Annotated in this window: 21 protein-coding genes and 3 riboswitches; of the genes, 5 read left to right on the forward strand and 16 right to left on the reverse strand. The window is 59.5% G+C overall.

Annotated features, from left to right (window positions below):
- Positions 1–169: 169 nt before the first annotated feature.
- On the forward strand, positions 170–796 hold the full coding sequence (locus tag HNQ50_RS13965) for an acid-shock protein (protein ID WP_184101768.1): 627 nt from the start codon (positions 170–172) through the stop codon (positions 794–796).
- 64 nt (positions 797–860) lie between these two features.
- Here the strand turns inward: HNQ50_RS13965 and HNQ50_RS13970 are convergent, their stop codons facing one another.
- Together HNQ50_RS13970 and ahcY are read right to left on the reverse strand one after the other, a co-directional pair.
- The gene (locus tag HNQ50_RS13970) at positions 861–1340 is read right to left on the reverse strand and encodes a GNAT family N-acetyltransferase (RefSeq protein ID WP_184101770.1); all 480 of its coding nucleotides are present in this window, start codon (positions 1338–1340) and stop codon (positions 861–863) included.
- Between the two features lie 109 nt (positions 1341–1449).
- Positions 1450–2868 (reverse strand): adenosylhomocysteinase, encoded by a 1419-nt coding sequence (ahcY, locus tag HNQ50_RS13975; protein ID WP_308419163.1) that lies wholly within the window; start codon positions 2866–2868, stop codon positions 1450–1452.
- Positions 2869–2984: 116 nt separating this feature from the next.
- A riboswitch (S-adenosyl-L-homocysteine riboswitch) is annotated at positions 2985–3053 on the reverse strand.
- A gap of 963 nt (positions 3054–4016) precedes the next feature.
- A riboswitch (glycine riboswitch) is annotated at positions 4017–4113 on the forward strand.
- Between the two features lie 35 nt (positions 4114–4148).
- Positions 4149–4260: riboswitch (glycine riboswitch) on the forward strand.
- Between the two features lie 47 nt (positions 4261–4307).
- On the opposite strand from ahcY, the gene gcvT reads away from it, so the two are divergent.
- From gcvT to gcvP, 3 genes are all read left to right on the forward strand, one after another.
- Positions 4308–5396: a glycine cleavage system aminomethyltransferase GcvT gene (gene gcvT / locus HNQ50_RS13980; protein ID WP_184101772.1), complete on the forward strand. Its 1089-nt coding sequence runs from the start codon at positions 4308–4310 to the stop codon at positions 5394–5396.
- Between the two features lie 88 nt (positions 5397–5484).
- The gene (gcvH, locus tag HNQ50_RS13985; protein ID WP_184101774.1) at positions 5485–5871 is read left to right on the forward strand and encodes a glycine cleavage system protein GcvH; all 387 of its coding nucleotides are present in this window, start codon (positions 5485–5487) and stop codon (positions 5869–5871) included.
- A gap of 250 nt (positions 5872–6121) precedes the next feature.
- A complete protein-coding gene (gene gcvP, locus HNQ50_RS13990) occupies positions 6122–8980 on the forward strand; it encodes an aminomethyl-transferring glycine dehydrogenase (protein ID WP_184101776.1) in 2859 nt (952 codons plus the stop codon).
- Between the two features lie 64 nt (positions 8981–9044).
- On the opposite strand, the gene HNQ50_RS13995 is transcribed toward gcvP, so the two are convergent.
- Both HNQ50_RS13995 and HNQ50_RS14000 read right to left on the reverse strand, forming a co-directional pair.
- Positions 9045–9299, reverse strand: coding sequence for a Txe/YoeB family addiction module toxin (locus HNQ50_RS13995; RefSeq protein WP_184101778.1), 255 nt, complete (start codon positions 9297–9299; stop codon positions 9045–9047).
- Positions 9283–9579 carry a type II toxin-antitoxin system prevent-host-death family antitoxin gene (locus tag HNQ50_RS14000; RefSeq protein ID WP_246428716.1) on the reverse strand — a complete coding sequence of 99 codons (297 nt, stop codon included), beginning with the start codon at positions 9577–9579 and terminating at the stop codon, positions 9283–9285. Before HNQ50_RS14000 ends, HNQ50_RS13995 begins: the two co-directional genes overlap by 17 nt.
- A 213-nt stretch (positions 9580–9792) precedes the next feature.
- On the opposite strand from HNQ50_RS14000, the gene HNQ50_RS14005 reads away from it, so the two are divergent.
- On the forward strand, positions 9793–10260 hold the full coding sequence (locus tag HNQ50_RS14005) for a DUF1203 domain-containing protein (protein WP_221303181.1): 468 nt from the start codon (positions 9793–9795) through the stop codon (positions 10258–10260).
- Between the two features lie 119 nt (positions 10261–10379).
- Here the strand turns inward: HNQ50_RS14005 and HNQ50_RS14010 are convergent, their stop codons facing one another.
- From HNQ50_RS14010 to HNQ50_RS14065, 12 genes are all read right to left on the reverse strand, one after another.
- Complete coding sequence (locus HNQ50_RS14010; protein ID WP_184101780.1) at positions 10380–11474, reverse strand: sulfate/molybdate ABC transporter ATP-binding protein; 1095 nt, start codon at positions 11472–11474, stop codon at positions 10380–10382.
- 59 nt (positions 11475–11533) lie between these two features.
- Complete coding sequence (gene cysW / locus HNQ50_RS14015) at positions 11534–12400, reverse strand: sulfate ABC transporter permease subunit CysW (protein ID WP_184101782.1); 867 nt, start codon at positions 12398–12400, stop codon at positions 11534–11536.
- Between the two features lie 3 nt (positions 12401–12403).
- A complete protein-coding gene (cysT, locus tag HNQ50_RS14020) occupies positions 12404–13237 on the reverse strand; it encodes a sulfate ABC transporter permease subunit CysT (protein ID WP_188705245.1) in 834 nt (277 codons plus the stop codon).
- Positions 13238–13348: 111 nt separating this feature from the next.
- Entirely contained in the window at positions 13349–14359 is a 1011-nt protein-coding gene (locus HNQ50_RS14025) for a sulfate ABC transporter substrate-binding protein (RefSeq protein WP_184101786.1), read from the reverse strand.
- 337 nt (positions 14360–14696) lie between these two features.
- Positions 14697–14912: a TOBE domain-containing protein gene (locus HNQ50_RS14030; RefSeq protein ID WP_184101788.1), complete on the reverse strand. Its 216-nt coding sequence runs from the start codon at positions 14910–14912 to the stop codon at positions 14697–14699.
- Between the two features lie 119 nt (positions 14913–15031).
- On the reverse strand, positions 15032–15841 hold the full coding sequence (locus tag HNQ50_RS14035) for an ATP-binding cassette domain-containing protein (protein WP_184101790.1): 810 nt from the start codon (positions 15839–15841) through the stop codon (positions 15032–15034).
- A gap of 18 nt (positions 15842–15859) precedes the next feature.
- On the reverse strand, positions 15860–16639 hold the full coding sequence (gene ssuC, locus HNQ50_RS14040; protein WP_184101792.1) for an aliphatic sulfonate ABC transporter permease SsuC: 780 nt from the start codon (positions 16637–16639) through the stop codon (positions 15860–15862).
- Positions 16640–17619: 980 nt separating this feature from the next.
- Entirely contained in the window at positions 17620–18774 is a 1155-nt protein-coding gene (ssuD, locus tag HNQ50_RS14045; protein ID WP_221303182.1) for an FMNH2-dependent alkanesulfonate monooxygenase, read from the reverse strand.
- Between the two features lie 30 nt (positions 18775–18804).
- Positions 18805–19737, reverse strand: a complete 933-nt coding sequence (locus tag HNQ50_RS14050; RefSeq protein WP_184101794.1) for a sulfonate ABC transporter substrate-binding protein — start codon at positions 19735–19737, stop codon at positions 18805–18807.
- A 17-nt stretch (positions 19738–19754) separates the two neighbouring features.
- Complete coding sequence (locus HNQ50_RS14055; RefSeq protein ID WP_184101796.1) at positions 19755–20687, reverse strand: sulfonate ABC transporter substrate-binding protein; 933 nt, start codon at positions 20685–20687, stop codon at positions 19755–19757.
- Positions 20688–20721: 34 nt separating this feature from the next.
- Positions 20722–21315, reverse strand: a complete 594-nt coding sequence (gene ssuE, locus HNQ50_RS14060) for an NADPH-dependent FMN reductase (protein WP_184101798.1) — start codon at positions 21313–21315, stop codon at positions 20722–20724.
- Between the two features lie 177 nt (positions 21316–21492).
- On the reverse strand, positions 21493–21948 hold the full coding sequence (locus HNQ50_RS14065; protein WP_184101800.1) for a DUF1090 domain-containing protein: 456 nt from the start codon (positions 21946–21948) through the stop codon (positions 21493–21495).
- Between the last annotated feature and the right edge of the window lie 29 nt (positions 21949–21977).

A 21977-nucleotide genomic window follows, 5' to 3' on the forward strand; every position in this document is an offset into this window, starting at 1 on the left:
GCACAACGGGAAAATTCTTAAATGGTTGACATGATTACCATTTGTTTCTCCTGCAGAACACGTCCTCACATACAAGCGGCGTGCGCTCTGTAATTCTGTGAGCGTGGACGGGCCACTCAACAAACCCGGCCCGAGCCCAGACAAAAGATTGACCCTTAGGAGAAATACCATGAAAGCCCTGATCGCCCTCGCTACTGCTGCTGGCCTGCTGTTCGGTACCCCGGTTTTTGCCGCTGACGCCAGCGCACCGGCGACCGCATCTGCACCGGCTGTTCATCACCACAAGACGACCAAGCATCACGCCAAGAAGGCGTCCGCTGCTTCGGCAACTGAACAAAAAGCGCAAGCCAAAAAACACAAAAAGGCTTCCGCCGCTTCCACCGTAGCCCAAAAGGCCCAAGCCAAGAAGCACAAGAAGGCATCCGCTGCTTCCGTAGCTCAAAAAGCACAGGCCAAGAAACATCATCACAAGAAGGCTGTAGCTGCACAAAAGGCCCAAGCCAAGAAGCACAAGAAGGCATCTGCCGCTTCCGTAGCCCAAAAAGCGCAAGCCAAGAAACATCATCACAAGAAGGCTGTAGCCGCACAAAAGGCGCAAGCCAAGAAGCACAAGAAAGCATCTGCCGCTTCCGTAGCCCAAAAGGCCCAAGCCAAGAAGCACAAGAAGGCATCCGCTGCTTCCGTAGCCCAAAAGGCCCAAGCCAAGAAGCATAAGAAGGCATCCGCCGCTTCTGCTGCACAAAAGGCGCAAGCTAAAAAGCATCACGCCAAGAAGCACGCTGCCAAGAAGGCCTAAGTTTTCAGCAGGCCAAGGCACCCGCCAAAACCCCCTCACGCGAGGGGGTTTTTTTATTGTCCGTTTACAACGGCGTGTTCATGAAAACGGACTGAATGGTCAGGCCGTGTTTTTCATAAAAGTGGATGGCATTCTGGTTAAAGCTGAACACTTGCAAATAAAGCGTAACGGCGCCTTGTTCTTGCGCCCAGGTGCGCGCGGCGCTCAATAGTCGTTCACCTATCCCCTGACGGCGATGGCTGGCGGCGACCACAATCGTCCCGATCCGGGCCTCACGGCGGGCACGGATAAACGGCGGGATTGGGGGCTCGTTCGCCTTGATCGTGATGAACCCGCACACCACCTCATCGCGCTGCGCCACCAGGACTGTACCCTCAGCGGCATCAATCGCAGAACGCCACCAGTTTTGCGTGGCTTCATCATCTGGACTGGTCAGAACAAACACGTCTGGCGCACCTGCGTGATGTTCACGATTGATTTCGTCAGCAAGCCGGCAAACAGCGGGCAGATCGGTAGCGATGGCAGGGCGGATCAAGAGAGGCATGGCACAGTGGATTGCAAACAAAGGCGCAAACCTTATCACGCAGCACGCAGAGATGAAAAAACCGGCCCTCAGCGGGCCGGTTTTGTGTGGCAGGCACTGATCTGCTTGCTTAGTAGCGATAGTGCGCCGGCTTGTACGGGCCGTTCTTGGGCACGCCAATGTAGGCGGCTTGTTCGTCCGACAATTCGGTCAGGTTGGCACCGATCTTGGCCAGATGCAGGCGGGCGACCTTTTCATCCAGATGCTTGGGCAGTACGTATACGCCGACCGGATACTGTTCTTGCTTGGTGAAGAGTTCGATCTGCGCCAGCACCTGGTTGGCAAACGAGTTGGACATCACGAACGACGGGTGGCCGGTGGCGCAGCCCAGGTTCACCAGACGACCTTCCGCCAGCAAGATGATGCGCTTGCCGTCCGGGAAAATGATGTGGTCGACCTGCGGCTTGATGTTTTCCCACTCGTACTGACGCAGCGAAGCCACTTCAATTTCGCTGTCAAAGTGACCAATGTTGCAAACAATGGCGTTGTTGCGCATGGCTTTAAGGTGATCATGCGCGATCACGCCGACGTTGCCGGTCGTGGTCACAAAGATGTCTGCCTGGCCGGCGACATCATCCATGCGCACGACACGGTAGCCTTCCATGGCGGCTTGCAGGGCGCAGATCGGGTCGATTTCGGTAACCCATACGGTCGCACCCAGGCCACGCAGGGATTGCGCGCAACCCTTGCCCACATCGCCATAACCCAGCACCACGGCCACTTTACCGGCGATCATCACGTCGGTAGCACGCTTGATACCGTCCACCAGCGATTCGCGGCAGCCGTACAGGTTGTCGAACTTGGACTTGGTGACCGAATCATTCACGTTGATCGCCGGGAAAGCCAGGCGACCCTGTTCGTGCATCTGATACAGACGATGTACGCCGGTGGTGGTTTCTTCTGTCACGCCCTGGATATGGGCCAGGCGGGTGGAGTACCAGCTACCATCTTTGGCGATCTGCGCCTTGATGGCAGCGTAGAGCACGGTCTCTTCTTCGTTGGTCGGGTTGCCCACCAGGCTGATGTCTTTCTCGGCGCGGGCACCCAGATGCAGCAGCAAGGTGGCGTCGCCACCGTCATCCAGAATCATGTTGGCGAATTCGCCATTCGGCCATTCAAAGATCTGGTGGGTGAACTGCCAGTATTCTTCCAGCGACTCGCCCTTGAACGCGAACACTGGCGTGCCCTTGCCCTTGAAGCCGTTGGCGGCAATACCGGCAGCAGCGTGATCTTGCGTCGAGAAGATGTTGCACGATGCCCAGCGTACATCGGCACCCAGTTCTTGCAGGGTTTCGATCAGCACGGCGGTCTGGATGGTCATGTGCAGCGAACCGGCAATGCGTGCGCCCTTGAGCGGCTGGCTGGCACGGCCTTCCTCACGCACGGCCATCAGACCCGGCATTTCGGTCTCGGCAATACGGATTTCCTTGCGGCCCCAACTGGCCAGCGAGAGATCAGCTACTTTGAAATCGGTGAAATTATCAGCCACAGCGATACGTCCTTTGCGATGTGGCCGGAAGAAGGGCGGGGTGAGCAGTCACCTGAAAACCTGCGCGTGTGATGACAGAATCATCTGGCAGGTTGAGCCCGTGTCCGGCACGGTTGATCAGGTGAGCGCCGTTGAGACTCCGGGCCTGGGGCAGATGGGATTTAGCCTCGCAGCGCTCCCCGGAAGTGGGCGGATTATAGCAAATAATATTTTGCTGCGCGGGGTGGGGGGCTGGAGCGGTAGCGACGCTCCAGCGTCGCAGGGTGTGTTAGCGCCTGACGGCGCGGTTGGTTTTGATACCGGCGGTGGCCGGAGCACGTTACTTTCTTTGCTTCGTCAAAGAAAGTAACCAAAGAAAGACGACCCCTGCGACAGCGCCCGCTACACGGGTTCCCTGCGCTTCTCGTGAGGGCCGGCTGGCTCCAGGGAACTCGCTACGCTCAAACACCCTTACGCCGAAACCCCGGCCCTCACTGCGATGCTCGGCGCTGCCGGAGGGGAGGTAAGTCAAAAGCAACTTCAAAAGCCAAAGCCAAAGCCAAAGCCACCCCAACCCCAACCCCAACCCCAACCCCAACCCCGCAAGCCATCTGTATGCAAGAACGGTTTACCTCACCCACCACGTCGTCATTCCGGCCTTGAGCCGGAATCCAGTCCGCAGCCCAACGGGCTGCCTGCGGTGGATTGTCACTGTGCTCCGAATCCACCCTATAAAACCCGCATCCAGACGATTTGGCCGTTGCCGTTGCCGTTGTTTTTGATTTTCTCCCCCATTAAAGCCCAGCGCCGAAGGAGTGGAGGGAGACCTTAGGCTCCCGACCGACTGAGGGCAGCCCGGAGGGCCGCCAGGCTGGGTCGCCTTTCTTTTGGTTACTTTTCTTTGGCGAAGCAAAGAAAAGTGACGTGCTCCGGCCACCGCCGGTATCAAATGCTTTTCAAACCCGCGCCGTAAGGCGCTAACAACTGTAGTGGTTCTCGCCAGAGAACGGAGCCGTTCCGGCCCCTGCTGGATTCCGGCTCAAGGCCGGAATGACGAGGCGTTGGGAGCGACTACCCAGTCATCCGTGGCAAACAACCCTTTCCCCGTTGTAAACACAATCACCCGTACGAACGGCAGTTGCCAACTCCCCACCCCATCCGCATAATCGCGCCGTCATGCAGGAGAGCGTCTTACCCGCAACGGGAAGGCCGCCGAAGGCGCAAGCGCACCCGCAATCGCTCAGGCAAAAGGACTGCGTGACCTTTGAGTGCAGATCACGGTTCCAACCCGCTGGTCGAGTACGAAAAACTCTGGAGAGCTGTGCCGCACAAGGCACACACCGAAGGGGCTAAGGGCTGTGTCGCACAACGACTCAGCCTGAAAATCTCAGGTGCCGGGACAGAGGGGTGTGGTACCCACAAGTACGCCGTACTTGTCATCCACGCACCTGGAATGTCCGATGACGCACGCTCTGAAGCAAACGCCGCTGTACCAGTCCCACGTTGATGCTGGCGCGAAGATGGTTGATTTCGCTGGCTGGTCCATGCCGATCCACTACGGCTCCCAACTCAAAGAACACGAAGCTGTACGCGCCGATGCCGGTGTGTTTGATGTCTCGCACATGGTGGTGCTCGATATCACGGGCGGCGATGCCAAAGCCTGGCTGCAGCACATTCTGGCCAATGACGTTGCCAAACTGGGGTTTGTCGGCAAGGCGTTGTACTCCGGCATGCTGACCGAGCAGGGCACGGTGATCGATGATCTGATCGTGTATCTGTCTGAAACCGGCTACCGCATGGTGGTCAACGCCGGCACGCGCGAGAAAGATCTGGCCTGGCTGGCCAAAACCAGCGCGGGTCGCGATGTACAACTAAACGTGCGCGACGATCTGGCGATGCTGGCCATTCAGGGCCCCAATGCCATTGATAAAGTCTGCGCCATCATGCCGCAATGGGCCGAGGCGATTCGTGGCCTCAAGGTATTCCAGGGCCTGCCGTTTGGTGAATGGTTCGTGGCCCGCACCGGTTACACCGGCGAAGACGGCCTGGAAATCATGTTGCCCGCCACCGACGCCCCGGTGTTCTTTGCTGAATTGATCAAGGGTGGTGTCGCCCCGATTGGCCTGGGCGCACGCGATACCTTGCGTCTGGAAGCCGGCATGAATCTCTATGGTCACGACATGGACGAAACCATCAGCCCGCTGCAGGCCGGCATGGGCTGGACCGTGGCTTGGGCGCCGGCAGAGCGTGATTTCATTGGCCGCAGTGTGATCGAAGCCGAAAAGAATGCCGGCGTTGCCATGAAACAAGTTGGCCTGGTGCTGACCGAGCGTGGCGTGCTGCGCGAGGGCATGCGCGTCGCCACGCCACATGGTGATGGCGTGATCACCAGCGGCACGTTTTCCCCGACCTTGAAACATTCCATTGCCATTGCCCGCGTGCCGGCAAGCACTGACAGCTCCGCAGAGGTCGATCTGCGTGGCACACTCACGCCTGTGCGCGTGGTCAAGCTGCCTTTTGTGCGCAACGGCAAGCAAGTCTTTGAATAAACCAGTGTACCGCGCGGCCAGTCCCGGCAAGGGCTGGCCGCTCAGAGCGGTGCAGTGAACCAAACCATCTGATCAAGAGAGAACCGACATGCTGGATATCCCTGCAGAACTGAAATACGCCGCCAGCCACGAGTGGATGCGTCTGGAAGCCGACGGCACCGTCACCGTGGGTATTACCCATCACGCCCAGGAATTGCTGGGCGATCTGGTGTTTGTTGAACTGCCCAAGGTCGGCACGACGCTGGCCAAGGACGAACAAGCCGGTGTGGTCGAGTCGGTCAAGGCCGCCTCTGACGTGTACGCCCCGATTGCTGGCGAAATCGTTGCCATCAACGGTGAACTGGAAAGCGCGCCGGAAATCGCCAACACCGAGCCGTACACCGGCGGTTGGTTCTTCCGCCTGAAGCCGGCCAACGTGGCTGACCTCGACAGCATGTTGAGCGCAGAAGACTACGCGCGAGAACTGGGCGCATAAGCCTGATAGATCACTCGTAGCCCGGATGAAGCCCGAATGGGCGGGAATCCGGGGTGGCAGTGTCGGCAAGAACATTTTTTGCTGGCGTGGCGACCCCGGATTCCCGGCCCGCAGGGCCTTCATCCGGGCTAAGGGTAATAACGCATTACCCGCAGTACCACTTGCCCGAACCACAGCTTGACTCAAATGGCCGCTCACCCCAACGCACTGTTGCCGCAGTGCTTTGCGGTGAGCGGCGATGGAACGCACGATGACGCTCTCTGAACTGTTTCACCACGGCGATTTTATCGATCGCCATATTGGCATCGACACCACCGATGCTGCCGCCATGCTGGCAACGCTGGGCCTGAAAACCAGGGCCGAGCTGGTCGACCAGACCGTGCCTGCCGGTATCCGCTTCAACCAGAAGCTGGCGCTGCCGGATGCTATCTCGGAAACCGAGGCGTTGATTCGCCTGAAAGAGATTGCCGGCAAGAACCGCGTCAACAAATCGTACATTGGCCTGGGTTATTACCCGACACGCTTGCCAAACGTCATTTTGCGCAACGTGCTGGAAAACCCCGGCTGGTACACAGCGTACACGCCCTACCAGGCCGAAATCGCCCAAGGCCGCCTTGAGGCGCTCTTGAACTACCAGCAAGTCATCATCGACCTGACCGGTCTGGAACTGGCTAACGCCAGTTTGCTGGATGAAGCCACCGCCGCCGCCGAAGCCATGGCCATGGCCCGCCGCGTGTCCAAAGCCGCATCCAACCGTTTCTTTGTGGATGAACGCGTCCTGCCGCAAACGCTGGATGTACTGAAAACCCGCGCCACTTACTTTGGTTTCGAACTGGTCAGCGGCCATCCGGAAAGCGCCGGTGCAGACGAATACTTTGGCGCACTGTTCCAGTACCCGGGCGAAAACGGTCAACTGCTCGATCTGACCCCGCACATTACCGCTGCCAAGGCTAAAGGTGCGGTGGCGATTGTTGCCGCCGACCTGATGGCGATGGTCATGCTCAAATCCCCGGCCGAAATGGGCGCGGATGTTGCCGTCGGCAACACGCAGCGCTTTGGTGTGCCGATGGGCTTTGGTGGTCCGCACGCTGCGTACTTTGCGTTCAAGGATGAGATGAAGCGCTCCGCCCCAGGCCGCATCATTGGCGTGTCAATTGATGCCGCTGGCAAGCCGGCGCTGCGCATGGCGCTGCAAACGCGCGAACAACATATCCGCCGCGAGAAGGCGAACTCCAACATCTGTACGTCCCAAGTACTGCTGGCCAATATCGCCGGCATGTACGCCGTCTACCACGGCCCGGTGGGCGTGAAGCGCATTGCCGCACGTATCCATCGCCTTGCCACCCTGTTTGCGGCCGGCGTGAAACAGTCGGGCGGCAAGCTGGTGTTTGATACCTTCTACGACACCGTGCAGGTGGATCTGGGCAGCAAGGCCGATGCCGTGTACGAAGCCGCGCTGGGTGCCGGCATCAACCTGCGCCGCGCCAGCAAGGGCGTGCTGGGCGTCGCGTTTCACGAAAAGGCTACGGAGCGTGATCTGGAAACGTTGCTGGGCCTGTTTACCGGCAAGGTGTTTGATCTGGCTGATCTGGACGCCGCAGTGACCGAGGACTTTGTGCCGGCTGGCCTCAAGCGCCAATCTGCCATCCTGACCCACCCGGTATTCAACACCCACCATAGCGAGCACGAGATGCTGCGCTATCTGAAGAAGCTGGAAAACAAAGACCTGGCGCTCAATCACTCGATGATTTCGCTGGGCTCTTGCACCATGAAGCTCAACGCCACCAGCGAGATGATCCCCATCACCTGGCCGGAATTTGCCGAGCTGCACCCGTTTGCCCCGGTCGATCAAACCCGTGGTTATCTGGAGATGATTGACGGCCTCGCTGAACAGCTCAAAGCCATTACCGGTTTCGACGCCATCAGCATGCAGCCGAACTCTGGCGCGCAGGGTGAATACGCCGGCCTGCTGGCCATCCGCCGCTATCACGAAAGCCGTGGCGACGCGAAGCGCACAGTGTGCCTGATCCCGCGCTCTGCCCACGGCACCAACCCCGCTACCGCGCAGATGATGGGCATGGAGGTGGTGGTGGTCGATTGCGACGAGCAAGGCAATATCGACGTGGCGGACCTCAAACGTAAAACCGAGGAGCACGCCGCCGATCTGGCTGCGCTGATGCTGACTTACCCGTCCACTCACGGCGTGTTTGAAGAAGCGGTGAAGGAAGTGTGCGATCTGGTTCACGCGCATGGCGGCCAGGTGTACATGGATGGCGCCAACCTGAACGCGCAAGTGGGCCTGTGCCGCCCGGCCGATATTGGCGCGGATGTCTCGCACATGAACCTGCACAAGACCTTCTGCATTCCGCACGGCGGCGGCGGCCCGGGCATGGGCCCGATTGGCCTGAAGGCGCATCTGGCCCCGTTCATGGCCAGCCACGTCGTCACTCCGGTGCCGGGCGCACAGAGCGGCCAGGGCGCGGTCAGCGCCGCACCGTTTGGCAGTGCCAGTATCCTGCCGATTTCGTGGATGTACGTGACCATGATGGGCGCGGATGGCCTGCGTCAGGCCACGGAAGCCGCGCTCTTGAACGCCAACTACGTCGCCACCCGACTGGCGGACCACTACCCGGTGCTGTACACCGGCAGCCACGGCCGCGTTGCGCACGAGTGCATCATTGACCTGCGCCCGCTCAAGGCGGCCAGCGGCGTGACCGAGGTGGATATCGCCAAGCGCCTGATGGACTACGGCTTCCACGCCCCGACCATGAGCTTCCCGGTCGCCGGCACGCTGATGATCGAGCCGACCGAGTCCGAATCCAAAGCCGAGCTGGATCGCTTCATCGACGCCATGATCTCCATCCGCGCCGAGGCCGATAAGGTGCAGAACGGTGTCTGGCCGAAGGAAGACAACCCGCTGCGCAACGCCCCGCACACGCAGGCCGATGTGACCGGAGAATGGGCTCACCCATACACCCGCCAGGAAGCCGTGTTCCCGCTGCCGTATGTGGCGGACAACAAGTTCTGGCCGACCGTGAAGCGCATCGATGACGTATTTGGCGACCGTAACCTGGTATGCAGCTGCCCGAGTACGGATAACTACGGTTGAGTTGATGGTGGTTGCTAGCAAAGAAAAAGCCCGCGTGATGCGGGCTTTTTTCATGGTGTGATGCTCAGTAGTGATCCCGGCATTGCGCAATCAGCAGGGTGTCGCCATCCACGGCATAGACCAGGCGGTGCCGGTCATCAATTCGCCGCGACCAGAACCCGGATAGCTGGTGTTTGAGCTGCTCTGGTTTGCCTATGCCGGCAAACGGTTCCCGGATCGTTGCGGCGATCAGTTGGTTGATCCGTTTCAAGATCGCCCGGTCAGTGGCTTGCCAGTGCAGATAGTCTTCCCACGCAGATTCATCACACTTGATCTGCATCGTCGATCAACTCGCGTACTTGACCTTGACCGGCCCGCAAACGTTCCACCGAATTCATCAGACGTTTGGCGTTCGTCGGGCTGCGTAGCAGGTAAGCGGTTTCTTCCAGTGCTTGATAATCATCCAGCGACATGATCACCACGGGCTTGCCCCGTTGGGTGGTAACCACAACCGGGCTACGGTCATCGTTCACTTTGCGCATGACTTCGGCCAGGTTCTGGCGGGTGTAGGTGTAGGTCAAGGCATCCATCGCGCATTCTCCGTACAGAACATCGTACATTCTATAGCCCTCCTGAAAGCATGGATAGTGCTTTGCAAATCTGTGAGCCTTGGATATCAGCAGAGTGCGCGAGCTGCGGTTATGACGGAGAACAAGCCTCTGGCTAGAGATCATTGGCTTTAACGCGTATTGAGATCATTCAAAAGCAACAAGCAGATATTTCCTGGCGGCCAACCGGGTAAAAATCTTCTCACCCACCCAGAGGAGCCCATCATGGCTTTTTGCGTTACCGGTGTAGACCCCACCCCGTTTGCCCACTTGTATGGCATGTCTGATGAGGGCTTGAAAGAACACCAAGCCCTGCGCCGCGTTGCCAATGGCCCATCCGGTTTCCCGGAACGCACGCAAATGCGCGATGCCACTGTGGGCGAGTCTTTGCTGCTGGTGAACTTCACCCATCAGCCAGCCCATAGTCCGTATCAGTCCAGCCATGCCATCTTTATTGCGGAAGGGGCGGAAACGACCGTCACCGTGCACAACCGCGTGCCGGAGTACCTGAGCAAACGGTTGATTTCGCTACGGGCGTTTGATGGGGATGATCTGATTGCGGCGGCGGATATTGCCTCTGGTCATGATCTGACGGTGCTGATCCAGCGCTATCTGGCCATGCCCAATGTGCGGTACTTGCATGCGCATTTCGCCAAATACGGCTGCTTTGCTGCACGGATAGACCGGGCATGAAAAAGGCCACCGCAAGGTGGCCTTTTTAGTTGAAACCGTAGGGTGGATTCGGAGCAGGGCGACAATCCACCTGCGCAAAGGTGGATTGCTTCGCGAATCCACCCTACAGGAGTAATCACCTAGATACCGCCGCCCGCGCTCCATTCTGCGGTTGGCGTGGCGGCGCGGTGCTCCGGCACGTACACCCGCGCTTCACGCGGTTGCAGGTAGACCGACTCGCCCACTTGCCAGCCGCCGGTCTGTTGCTGCTCCCGCGTGAGTTCGACCTCAACGGCATCCTGATCGGCCACATCCAGTTCCAGCCGCACGGTCGCGCCCAGCAGGCGGATATGCTGGATGGTGCCTTGCAATGCGCCGGGACCGGCTTCACGGACCAGATCAATCTCGTGCGGGCGCACGTAGACCATGGCTTTGTCACCCACGCTTTCCGGTGCGGCAAAGCGGGTATCGCCCACTTGCGCCCAGCCTTCATGCACGCGGGAATGAAACAGATTCACATCACCCAGGAACTGGTACACAAACGGCGTGGCCGGTTTGTCGTAGACCTCGGTCGGTGAGCCCAGTTGTTCGATCTTGCCCTTGTTCATGACCACCACGCGGTCGGCCACTTCCAGTGCTTCTTCCTGATCGTGCGTCACAAACACGCTGGTAATGTGCATTTCGTCATGCAGGCGGCGCAACCAGCGGCGCAGTTCCTTGCGCACTTTGGTGTCGAGCGCACCGAACGGTTCATCCAGCAGCAGCACTTTGGGTTCCACCGCCAGCGCGCGCGCCAGGGCAATCCGCTGGCGCTGCCCACCGGACAACTGCGCCGGGTAGCGGTCGGCCAGCCAGTCCAGTTGCACCAGGTTCAGAAGATCATGCACCTTCTTTTTGATCACTTCGTCGGACGGACGCTGGTTGCGCGGACGCACGCGCAGGCCAAAGGCCACGTTCTCGAACACGGTCATATGGCGGAACAGGGCGTAGTGCTGGAACACGAAACCCACATTGCGTTCACGCACGTGTTTTTCGGTGGTGTCTTCGCCGTGGAACAGAATCTGGCCGTCATCCGGTGTTTCCAGGCCGGCAATGATCCGCAGCAGCGTGGTCTTGCCGCAGCCGGATGGGCCCAGCAAGGCCAGCAGTTCGCCGGTTTTGACTTCCAGGTTGATGTTGTCCAGCGCGGTGAAGTTGCCAAAGCGCTTGGCGATATTACGAATCTCGATACTCATTGGCGTTGCCTGTGAGGAGTGAGGGGAGAGGCGTGAGGTGTAAAACCTCGCCGCACCCGTTAACTGTTAACTGCGTTGGCGCGATCACGTTCGGCCAACTGCTCTGTTCGCCATTCCACCCAGCTCTTCACCGCCAGGGTGACGAGGGCCAACAAAGCCAGGATGGAAGCGCAGGCAAAGGCGCCGACAAAGTTGTACTCGTTGTACAGAATCTCGACATGCAGCGGGATGGTGTTGGTCTCGCCACGGATATGGCCAGAAACCACGGACACCGCACCAAACTCGCCCATCGCCCGGGCATTGGCCAGGATCACGCCGTACAGCAAACCCCACTTGATATTGGGCAGCGTCACGCGCCAGAAAGTTTGCCAGCCCGACGCACCCAGACTGAGCGCGGCTTGTTCTTCTTCCGAGCCTTGCGCTTCCATCAGCGGGATCAGTTCGCGTGCCACAAACGGGAAAGTGACAAACACGGTCGCCAGCACAATGCCGGGCACGGCAAACACAATCTTGATGTTGTGATCAGACAACCACGGGCCCAGCCAGCCTTGCGCGCCAAACATCAGCATGTAGATCAAACCGGCGACCACGGGCGAGACCGAGAACGGCAGGTCGATCAGCGTGACCAGCACGCTCTTGCCCTTGAAATCAAACTTGGCAATGGCCCACGCGGCAGCGACGCCAAAGGTCAGGTTCAGCGGCACGGAAATGGCGGCGGCAATCAGGGTCAGCTTGATGGCAGACCAGGCATCCGGCTCTTTGAGCGCGTCAAAGTACAGATCAAAACCTTTGCGTAGCGCTTCGGTAAACACCGACACCAGCGGCAAGGCCAGGAAAAAAGCAATGAATAACAAAGCCAGCGTGGTCAGCAACCAGCGCACGGGCCGCGATTCGGTGGTCACAATGGAACGGGGTGTTTGCGCCATGGCTTACTTCCTCCGCCCAAGGCGTTTGGCGGCCCACCATTGCAGGCCATTGATGACCAGCAACAAGGCAAACGACACCGCCAGCATCACCACGGCAATCGCCGTGGCACCGACATAGTCGTATTGCTCCAGCTTGGAGATGATCATCAGCGGGGTAATCTCGGACACAAACGGCATGTTGCCGGCAATAAAGATGACCGAACCGTACTCACCAATGGCGCGGGCAAAGGCCAGCGCAAAGCCGGTTAACAGCGCCGGTAACAAGGTTGGCAGGATGACCTTGCCAAACACCTGCCAGCGCGTGGCACCCAGACTGGCGGCGGCTTCTTCCAGTTCTTTTTCCAGGTCTTCCAGCACCGGCTGCACCGTGCGTACTACAAAGGGCAGCGTGACAAAGGTCAGTGCAATCACCACACCGATCCGGGTAAAGGCGATCTTGATATCAAACGGCGCAAATAACTGACCCACCCAGCCATTGGGCGCGTAGATGGTCGCCAAAGAAATACCGGCCACGGCGGTGGGCAGTGCAAACGGCAGATCGACCATGGCATCAATGAAGCGCTTGCCAAAGAACTGGTAACGCACCAGCACCCAGGCAATCAGCAACCCACCAAACAGGTTCAGCAGCGCGGCAATCAGCGACGCGCCAAAGGTCAGTTGGTATGAGGCCACCACACGTGGATCAGAAATGGTGTGCCAGAACTGCGCCACCGGCATTTGCGTGCTTTTTAAAATCAGCGCCGCCAGCGGGATCAAGACGATCACCGACAGATAAAGCAGCGTGTAGCCCAGCGCCAGGTTAAAGCCCGGCAGCACGCTGTGTTGTTTGAAAGCCAAGGTGGATTCCTTGAGGAGAGCGGGTGTTATGTAGGGTGGATTCGCGAAGCAATCCACCATTGCAACGGTGGATTGTCGCTACCGCTCCGAATCCACCCTACAACTGACGTCTTACTTCCTGGCCACGGAGGCCGCGATCTTGTCGTACACGCCGCCATCGGCAAAGTACTTGGCCTGAGCGGCTTGCCAGCCGCCAAAGTCGTTAATGCCAAACAATTTCACGTTGGGGAACTGGCTGGCGTGCTTGGCAAAGACGGCCTTGTCACGCGGGCGCAGATAGTTGTCGGCGGCGATTTCCTGCGCTTCCGGGCTCCACAGCCAGGACAGGTATTCTTGCGCGGCTTTGCGGGTGCCTTTCTTGTCGACTACCTTGTCCACCAGTGCCACCGGCGGCTCGGCTTCAATCGATACGGATGGGTACACCACATCAAAGTTACCGCGACCAAATTCGCGCGCGATCATTTCGGCTTCGTTCTCAAACGTCACCAGCACATCGCCAATACCGCGCTGCATAAAGGTGGTGGTGGCGCCACGGCCACCGGCTTCCAGCACCGGCACATTCTTCAGAATGGCCGCTTCAAAGTCGGTGGCCTTTTGTTCATTGCCACCCGGCTGGCGCAGCGCATAGCCCCACGCGGCCAGGAAGGTATAACGGCCATTTCCGGAGGTTTTCGGGTTCGGGAAGATCACCTGCACACCCGGGCGGGTCAGATCGTTCCAGTCCTTGATGCCCTTGGGGTTGCCCTTCTTGACGATCAACACCTGTAACGAGGTAAACGGTGCCGAGTTATCCGGCAGGCGTTTTGCCCAATCCGGCGGCAACAGCTTGGCCTTGTCGGCGATCGCATCAATATCGTTATGCTGGTTCATGGTCACCACGTCGGCCTCCAGCCCGTCAATCACCGAACGCGCTTGCTTGCTGGACGCGCCGTGCGACATCTGGATGGTGGCTTTTTCCTTGAACTTGTCCTGATAGTGCTTCTGGAACGCCGGGTTGTAATCCTTGTAGAAGTCACGCATCACGTCATACGACACGTTTAGCAAAGTGACATCGGCAAAGGCCGGTACGGCAACAGCCACAGCGACGGCGGCAACGATCAGGCGGGTGACAAGGCGGGACATGGGAACCTCTAGGTATGATATTTGAGCAGAATTCTCGCTGATTCTTATATTCCCACAAAGGCTGATTTGCTACTTGTATATATCTGGTTGCGGAAAAGCCAACAATGGCGCGGGTTACGGGGTTTTTCAGGCGACCAGCTTGCAAAACAAACAGCTTCGTAGCCCGGATGGAGCGTAGCGGGAATCCGGGGTGGCGATGCTTGCAAGCCTTACTGGCCAGCAGTGCGACCCCGGATTCCCGGCCTGTCGGCCTTCATCCGGGCTACGGTGTCGGCCTGGTCACAAACAAACAGGGCGCAATATGCGCCCTGTTTGTTTGCTCCAGCCGGAAAAGCCATTACAGCGTGGCAATCGACACCTCGGTCGATTTCACGAAAGCAATCACTTCGCTGCCTGGCTTCAGGCCCAGTTCTTTCACTGAACGGGTGGTGATGACGGAGGTGACGATGCCGGACGGGGTGGTGACATCCACTTCCGACAGCACCGGGCCTTCGATGATTTCTTTGATGGTGCCGCGGAACTGGTTACGAACGTTGATTTGTTGAATTGCCATGATGGTGTGCTCCAGTAGTTGTGGTTGTGTCTGATGTTGGGGTGGTGACAAACTCAGCGTAACAGTAGCGTTTTATACATCAAAGTAATTTGATATTTGTTTGTTATTCCAATTTGTGATTAAAGAGCCCAACGCAATGCGGCTGGAACAATTGGTTCTGTAGCGGCAGGCAAGGCATCGAGTGCGCCGATGTCGGGCAAGGCCAGCACGCGGTTCAGAATGCGTTCTTCCAGGGCGGCAAAGGTGGCCGTGCCACGCGCACGCGGGCGGGGAAGTTCCACCGCCTGATCCAGGCCAATATGGCCTTCTTCGATCAGGATTACGCGATCCGCCAGCGCTACCGCTTCCTGAACATCGTGCGTGACCAGCAACACGGTAAAGCCGTGGTGTTGCCACAAGCGTTCAATGAGTTGATGCATCTCGATGCGGGTCAGCGCGTCGAGCGCACCCAGCGGTTCATCCAGCAGCAGCAAGCGCGGGCGATGGATCAACGCGCGGGCCAACGCCACACGCTGGCGCTGTCCGCCAGAAAGTTGCGCCGGCCACTTGTGCGCGTGTTCAGACAAACCCACCTCAGCCAGCGCGGCGACCGCCCGGTCGTGCCAGTCGCCACTCAAGCCAAGACCGACGTTCTGCAACACGCTTTTCCACGGCAACAGGCGTGCGTCCTGGAACATCAGGCGGGTGTCATTTTTGGCAGCGTTGTGCGGTTTACCATCGGCCTCAATCAAACCCGCGCTGGCTTGATCCAGACCGGCGACCAGGCGCAACAGTGTCGATTTGCCGCAACCAGAACGCCCGACCAGCGCGACGAACTCGCCCGCATGCAAGGTCAGGTCCAGTTCATGCAGAACCGTTTTCTGCTCAAAGCGCTTGCCGACGCCGGTCAACTGCAGCGCCACGCCGTTCACGGTAAAAGGTGCGTTCATGGAGTTGCTCCGGTCCATTTATTGATACGCCGGGTGCCAGCGCAGCCAGCGGCGTTCCAGCAAGCGCGCTACTGCATCGCTGGCTTTGCCCAAAAGGGCGTATAGCAAGATCGACAGCACCACGACATCCGTCTGCAGAAACTCTCGCGCATTGGTGGCGAGGTAGCCAATGCCGGTACTGGCCGAGATGGTCTCCGCCACAATCAACAGAATCCACGCAAAGCCCAGCGCAAAACGCACGCCCACCAGAATGGAGGGCAGCGCACCGGGCAGGATGACGTCCCGGAACAGCGGCCAGCCCTTCAGGCCGTAGCTGCGCGCCATTTCTACAAGGCCGGCATCCACTGAACGGATGCCGTGGTAGGTGTTGATGTACACCGGAAACAGCGTGCCAAAGGCCACCAGAAACAGCTTGGCGCTCTCATCAATGCCAAACCACAGGATGACCAGCGGGATCAGCGCCAGTGGCGGGATGGTGCGAATCATCTGCACGGTGCTGTCGAGCAGCAACTCACTACGTTTTGAAAGCCCGGTGATCAGCCCCAGTGCCAGACCAATACCGCCGCCAATGGCAAAGCCGATCATGGCGCGGATGAAGCTGATCTTCAGATGCAGCCAGAGTTGGCCGGACGCCGCCAGATCCTTGCCGGCCTTGAGTACGGCCAGCGGGGAGGGCATGACGCGGCTGTCGATTTCGCCCGCGCTGGCGGCGAACTGCCAGGCGAGGATGATGAGCGCCGGGACTAGCCAGGGGAGGAGGGTTTGGCCTAGCCGGCTGGTTTTTTGTTTGCCTGACATTTGGGTGTTGCTCCGGCGTTGTCTGGGTTTGTTAGCGCCTTGCGGCGCGGTGGTTTGGATCAAGGGAGGCACGTAGGGTGGATTCGGAGCGTTAGCGACAATCCACCTTGGCGACTGCAAAACCTTGAACATCTGTTTTTTTGCGCCTTGCGGCGCGATTGTTTGAATACCGGCGGTGGCCGGAGCACGTTACTTTCTTTGGGGCCGCCGAGGTGCTTCGCCACCTCGGCGGCCCCCCCGTACTTCGCTGCGATGCTCGGCGCTGCCGGAGGGGAGGCACATCAAAAGCAACGGCAACATCAAAAAACCAAAACAACTCCAACCCCCACAAACCATTTGCAGGCAAGAATGACTTGCTTTGCCCACCACTTCGTCATTCCGGCCCTGAGCCGGAATCCAGTCCGCAGCCCAACGGGCTGCTTATGGTCGCTACCTCGCTGCAACTTCCATCTGGTAAGAGCAAGTGTCACTGTGGGGGTACGGGCACGCTCTGGATTCACCTCACGGCTACAAACCGGTGTCAGCGCCTGTGGCGCAAGTATTTAGAACTGGATTCCGGCTCAAGGCCGGAATGACGAGTCAGTGGGATGCGCGTTGAATTGGCCGTTGCCGTTGCCGTTGCCGTTGCCGTTGCCGTTGCCTTTGGGGTTGCCTTTGGGGTTGCTGTTGTTGTTGGGGTTGCTTTTGATTTTCTTCCCCGTCAAAGCCAAGCGCCGAAGGAGTGGAGGGAGACCTTAGGCTCCCGACCGACTGAGGGAAGCCCGGAGGGCCGCCAGGCTGGGGTCGCCTTTCTTTGGTTACTTTCTTTGGCGAAGCAAAGAAAGTAACGTGGGCCCGGCACCCCGGGTATCAAATGCTTTTAAAAGGCCCGCGCCGTCAGGCGCTAACACGCAAACATCGCAACGGTGGATTGTCGCTACGCTCCGAATCCACCCTACCAGGACGGACCACAAAGATCGCGGCAATCTGGCCGCAAAAAGTCAACTCGCCGCCACCTTCACCGCCGGCGGCAAATCATTCCCCACAATCTCCCCAAACGGCCCCGTCAAATTCGCCTTCGCCGGCGCCCGGGTCTGTTCAGACAAAGGCAACAGCGGGAACACCAGTTCGGCAAACCGGTAGGCCTCTTCCAGGTGCGGGTAGCCGCTGAAAATAAAGCTCTCAATGCCCAGATCCGCGTATTCCTTGATCCGCGCGGCCACTTCTTCCGGGCTGCCGACCAGCGCGGTGCCGGCCCCGCCGCGCACCAGACCCACGCCGGCCCACAGATTGGGGGCGACTTCCAGCTTGTCGCGGCGGCCGCCGTGCAAAGCGGCCATGCGTTGCTGGCCCACCGAGTCAAAGCGGGAGAAGGCTTTCTGCGCGGCGGCGATGGTGTCATCGGTCACGTGGCTGATCAGCTCATCTGCCGCAGCCCAGGCGGCTTCAGAGGTCTCGCGCACAATCACATGCAGACGGATGCCAAACTTCACCTTGCGGCCCAGTTTTGCGGCTTTCTCGCGCACCACGGCAATCTTTTCGGCCACGGCGGCGGGCGGTTCGCCCCAGGTCAGGTAGACATCCACTTGTTCGGCAGCTAGGTCAACGGCGGCCTCGGACGACCCACCAAAGTACAGCGGCGGGTAAGGCGTTTGCACTGGCGGGTAGAGCGTTTTGGCGCCTTGCACCTTCAGGTGCTTGCCTTCAAAGTCCACTGACTCGCCTTCCAGCACGCCGCGCCAGATTTTCAGGAATTCGTCGGTGACTTCGTAACGCTCGTTGTGATCCAGCCAGATACCGTCGCCGGCTTGTTCATCCGGATCGCCCCCGGTCACCACGTTGATCAGCACGCGGCCGTTGGAAATGCGGTCCAGGGTCGCGGCCATGCGCGCAGATACGGTGGGCGAGATAATGCCGGGGCGAATGGCGACCAGATAGCGCAGGCGCTCGGTCAGCGGTGCCAGGCTGCTGGCGACTACCCAGGCGTCTTCGCAAGAACGGCCGGTCGGGATCAGCACGCCGTAATAACCCAGTTCATCGGCGGCCTGGGCAATCTGTTTCAGGTAATGATGGTTGACGCTGCGTGCGCCGTGGCCGGTGCCCAGATAGCGGCCATCGCCGTGGGTGGGCAGAAACCAGAAGATATTCAGACTCATGATGATGTTCCTTGTCAGTATCCGGATGGGTCAGTGGCGGATCACAATGTCGGCCACGTTCACGGGGCGCGGAATCAGCCCTTCGGTGGCAAAGCGGTCGGCCAGTTTTTGTTGTTCAGCAATGGTTTTGTCGTCCAGCCAGCGCACGCGGTAATCCGGGTGGCGGGCCAGAACCTGTTCAAAGGTCGCTTGATCCAGGCCCACGTAGGCCGACAGCAAATGCGCGGCCTCCGCGTTGTGCTGTTCGATGTAATCGTTGTTGCGGGTGAGGGCATCGAACACGATGTCCAGCAGTGGTTTGTTCTTTTGCGCAAAGTCGCGGCTGGCCAGGTAGAACGTCTGGTTGCTGGTCAAGCCTTCACCGCTGGCCAGCACCCGCACCGCCCCGGATTTCTCGGCGGCGGCAAAGTACGGGTCCCAGATGGCCCAGGCATCGACCGCGCCACGCTCAAACGCTGCGCGAGCATCGGCCGGCGCCAGGTAGGCAGGCTGGATGTCATCCCACTTCAGGCCGGCTTTATCCAGCGCCCGCAGTAACAGTGCGTGCGAGCTGGAGCCTTTTTGCAGGGCGATGCGCCGGCCTTTCAGATCAGCCAGCGTCTTGATGCCCGAGGTTTTGGGCACCAGGATCGCCGCTGCTTGCGGCTTGGCCGGCTCGTAGCCGACGTACACCAGCTTGCTGCCGGCGGCTTGCGAAAACAGCGGCGGCGTGTCGCCGGTCATGCCAAAGTCCACCGACCCGGCGTTGAGTGCTTCCAGCAATTGCGGGCCGGCCGGGAACTCCACCCACTTCACCGTCAGGCCCGGCTGTTGTTCCAGCACGCCCCGGCTTTTCAGCACAATCAGGTTGAAAGAGCTTTTCTGGTAGCCGATGCGCAGCTCTTGCGCCCGCGCCGGCAAGGCGGCGACAAGGGCAAGGGTTGCGATGGCCAGCCAGCGGCCCGCTTGGGTCAACAGGGTCATGAACTGGCTCTTGTCTGTTATTTGATCAGCGCGTCCTGGACCTTCACCGCCACCGGGATCAGGCCCAGATCATGGAAGGTGTCGGCAATTTTCTGCTGCTGGCCTGCCACTTGCGGGGTGATGGGCTGCAGGCCCATGGTGTTGCGCGGCAAGGTGGCGTTGACGACGTCCAGCGGCAGGCCAATTTGCCCGGCCAGTTCTTTGGCGGCTTCGGCGTTGTTGGCGTTGGCCCATTGATCGGTCGCTTGCAGTTCTGCCAGCAAGGTCTTGGCAATGGCCGGTTGGGCGGTAATGAATTTGCGGGCAGCCAGGATGAACTGGTAGTTATTCACCAGACCCTTGCCATCGCGCAGTGTGCGCACTGGCAACTGGGCTTCGGCCGCAGCCAGGTACGGGTCCCAGATCACCCAGGCATCGACCGCGCCTTTGGCAAAGGCGGCGCGGGCATCGGCGGGCGGCAGGTAGACGGTCTGGATGTCAGCGGGTTTCAGGCCGGCTTCTTCCAGCGCGCGTACCAGCAGGTAATGCACGTTGGAGCCCTTGTTCAATGCCACTTTCTTGCCCTTCAGGTCTTTGACTGACTTGATGGCGGAATCTTTGGGCACCAGGATGGCCTCCGCGCTGGGCGCGGGTGGTTCAAACGCCACGTACACCAGTTGCGCGCCGGCGGCCTGGGCAAACACGGGCGGGGCTTCACCGGTCAGGCCGAAATCGACGGCGCCGACGTTCAGTGCTTCCAGCAATTGCGGGCCGCCGGGGAACTCGGTCCAGGTCACTTTCCAGCCCTGGCTTTCCAGTTTTTTCTCCAGCGTGCCGCGCGCTTTCAAGAGCGTGAACACGCCGTATTTCTGATAACCAATGCGCAAGGTCTGGTCTGCGGCCTGTGCCGGGGTGGTGAGCGCCAGGCCTAGCACCAGCGGGGCGAGGGCGGCAAAGAGTTTGCGTAACATGTGTTTCTCCAGGGCGGTGATGTTGTGATGTGGCCTACAGGCTGACCCGACCCAGGCGCAGTTGCGCATGCAAGGTGTCCGGGTCTAGCTGGATGCGCCCAGGGTTGGGCAGGTGGGCAATGAAGCGGGCCAGTGCGACATGCAGCCGATCGTCGATCTCGGGCGAGAGCTGCAGAATGTCCCCTTCCCAGGTCAGTTCTTTTTCGGTGGCGTAGATGCCGCCAAGGACATGGCGGGCTTTCAGTGCGGTCAGCACGGGTTGCAGTGCGTAATCCACGGCCAGCATGTGGGCCGGGCTGCCGCCTGTGGCCAGCGGCAAGACCACGTGGTGGGCCAGTGCCCGTTCCGGCAGCAAATCCAGCACCACTTTGAGCGCGCCGCTGTAGGCGGCCTTGTAGACCGGGGTGCTGACCAGCAGGCCATCGGCGCTGGCAATGGCGTCTTGCAAGCGGGTAATAGCGGGGTGATCAAACTGGGCGTAAAGCAGCGCTTCCGCCGGGAAATCGCTCAGCGTAAACGGCTGAACGGTGATGCCTTGTTGTACCAGCACCTGGGCGGCACGGTTAAGCAGCCCCTGTGAACGGGAACGCGCGCTGGGGCTGCCGGAGAGGGTGACGACCACGGGCATTTAAATTCCTTTTCGAGCTATCAAGTTTGTTTGATCTGTCGAGTTGGGAATTTAAAACGCGCATCTTATTTCCACAAAGACTTTTGGATGTCTTTTTTATTCTATAAAGAGATAAGATGCCATGTGGTTATATCAACATGCGCCACCACCCCCCAGGCGGGTGGCGCTTTGCCATGATCAGGATTGCGCCTGGCGCAGGGCGTCCAGCTCGTTCTGGGCGCGCGTCAGATCTGCCCGTGCTTCGGTCACATCATCCTGGGCATCCATGACCTTGCCTTGCAGCTTGCGCACCTGGCGTTCATCGCCTGTGGCGCGGGCGCGATCCAGATCGCGTTGATAACGGGTCAGTTCCTGCTGTTCTTCGGTCAGCTCACGCTGGTGATCGGCCACTTTGCGCTGGAGCTTGTCCACTTTGGCGGCATGCTCGGCCGCCATGCGCTCTGGTGTGCAATAGCGGTTGACCTGATCGAGGGCGGTACGCAGGCCGGCGGCCTGGTGGGTATTGTGGTGCGCCTCGGCATAATTCAATTGCCGGGTGATGTTTTGCTGGCGCTCCACACAGCTATCATCGGCCAGCGCCAGCGGGCTGACGGCGGTGGTGGCAAGAAGGGCAATGGCAAAGTGTTTTTTCATGATGTCCTCACGGTCCTCAACATGGGGGC

It is taken from the genome of Silvimonas terrae, from assembly GCF_014202765.1.
Classification (GTDB): Bacteria; Pseudomonadota; Gammaproteobacteria; order Burkholderiales; family Chitinibacteraceae; genus Silvimonas; species Silvimonas terrae.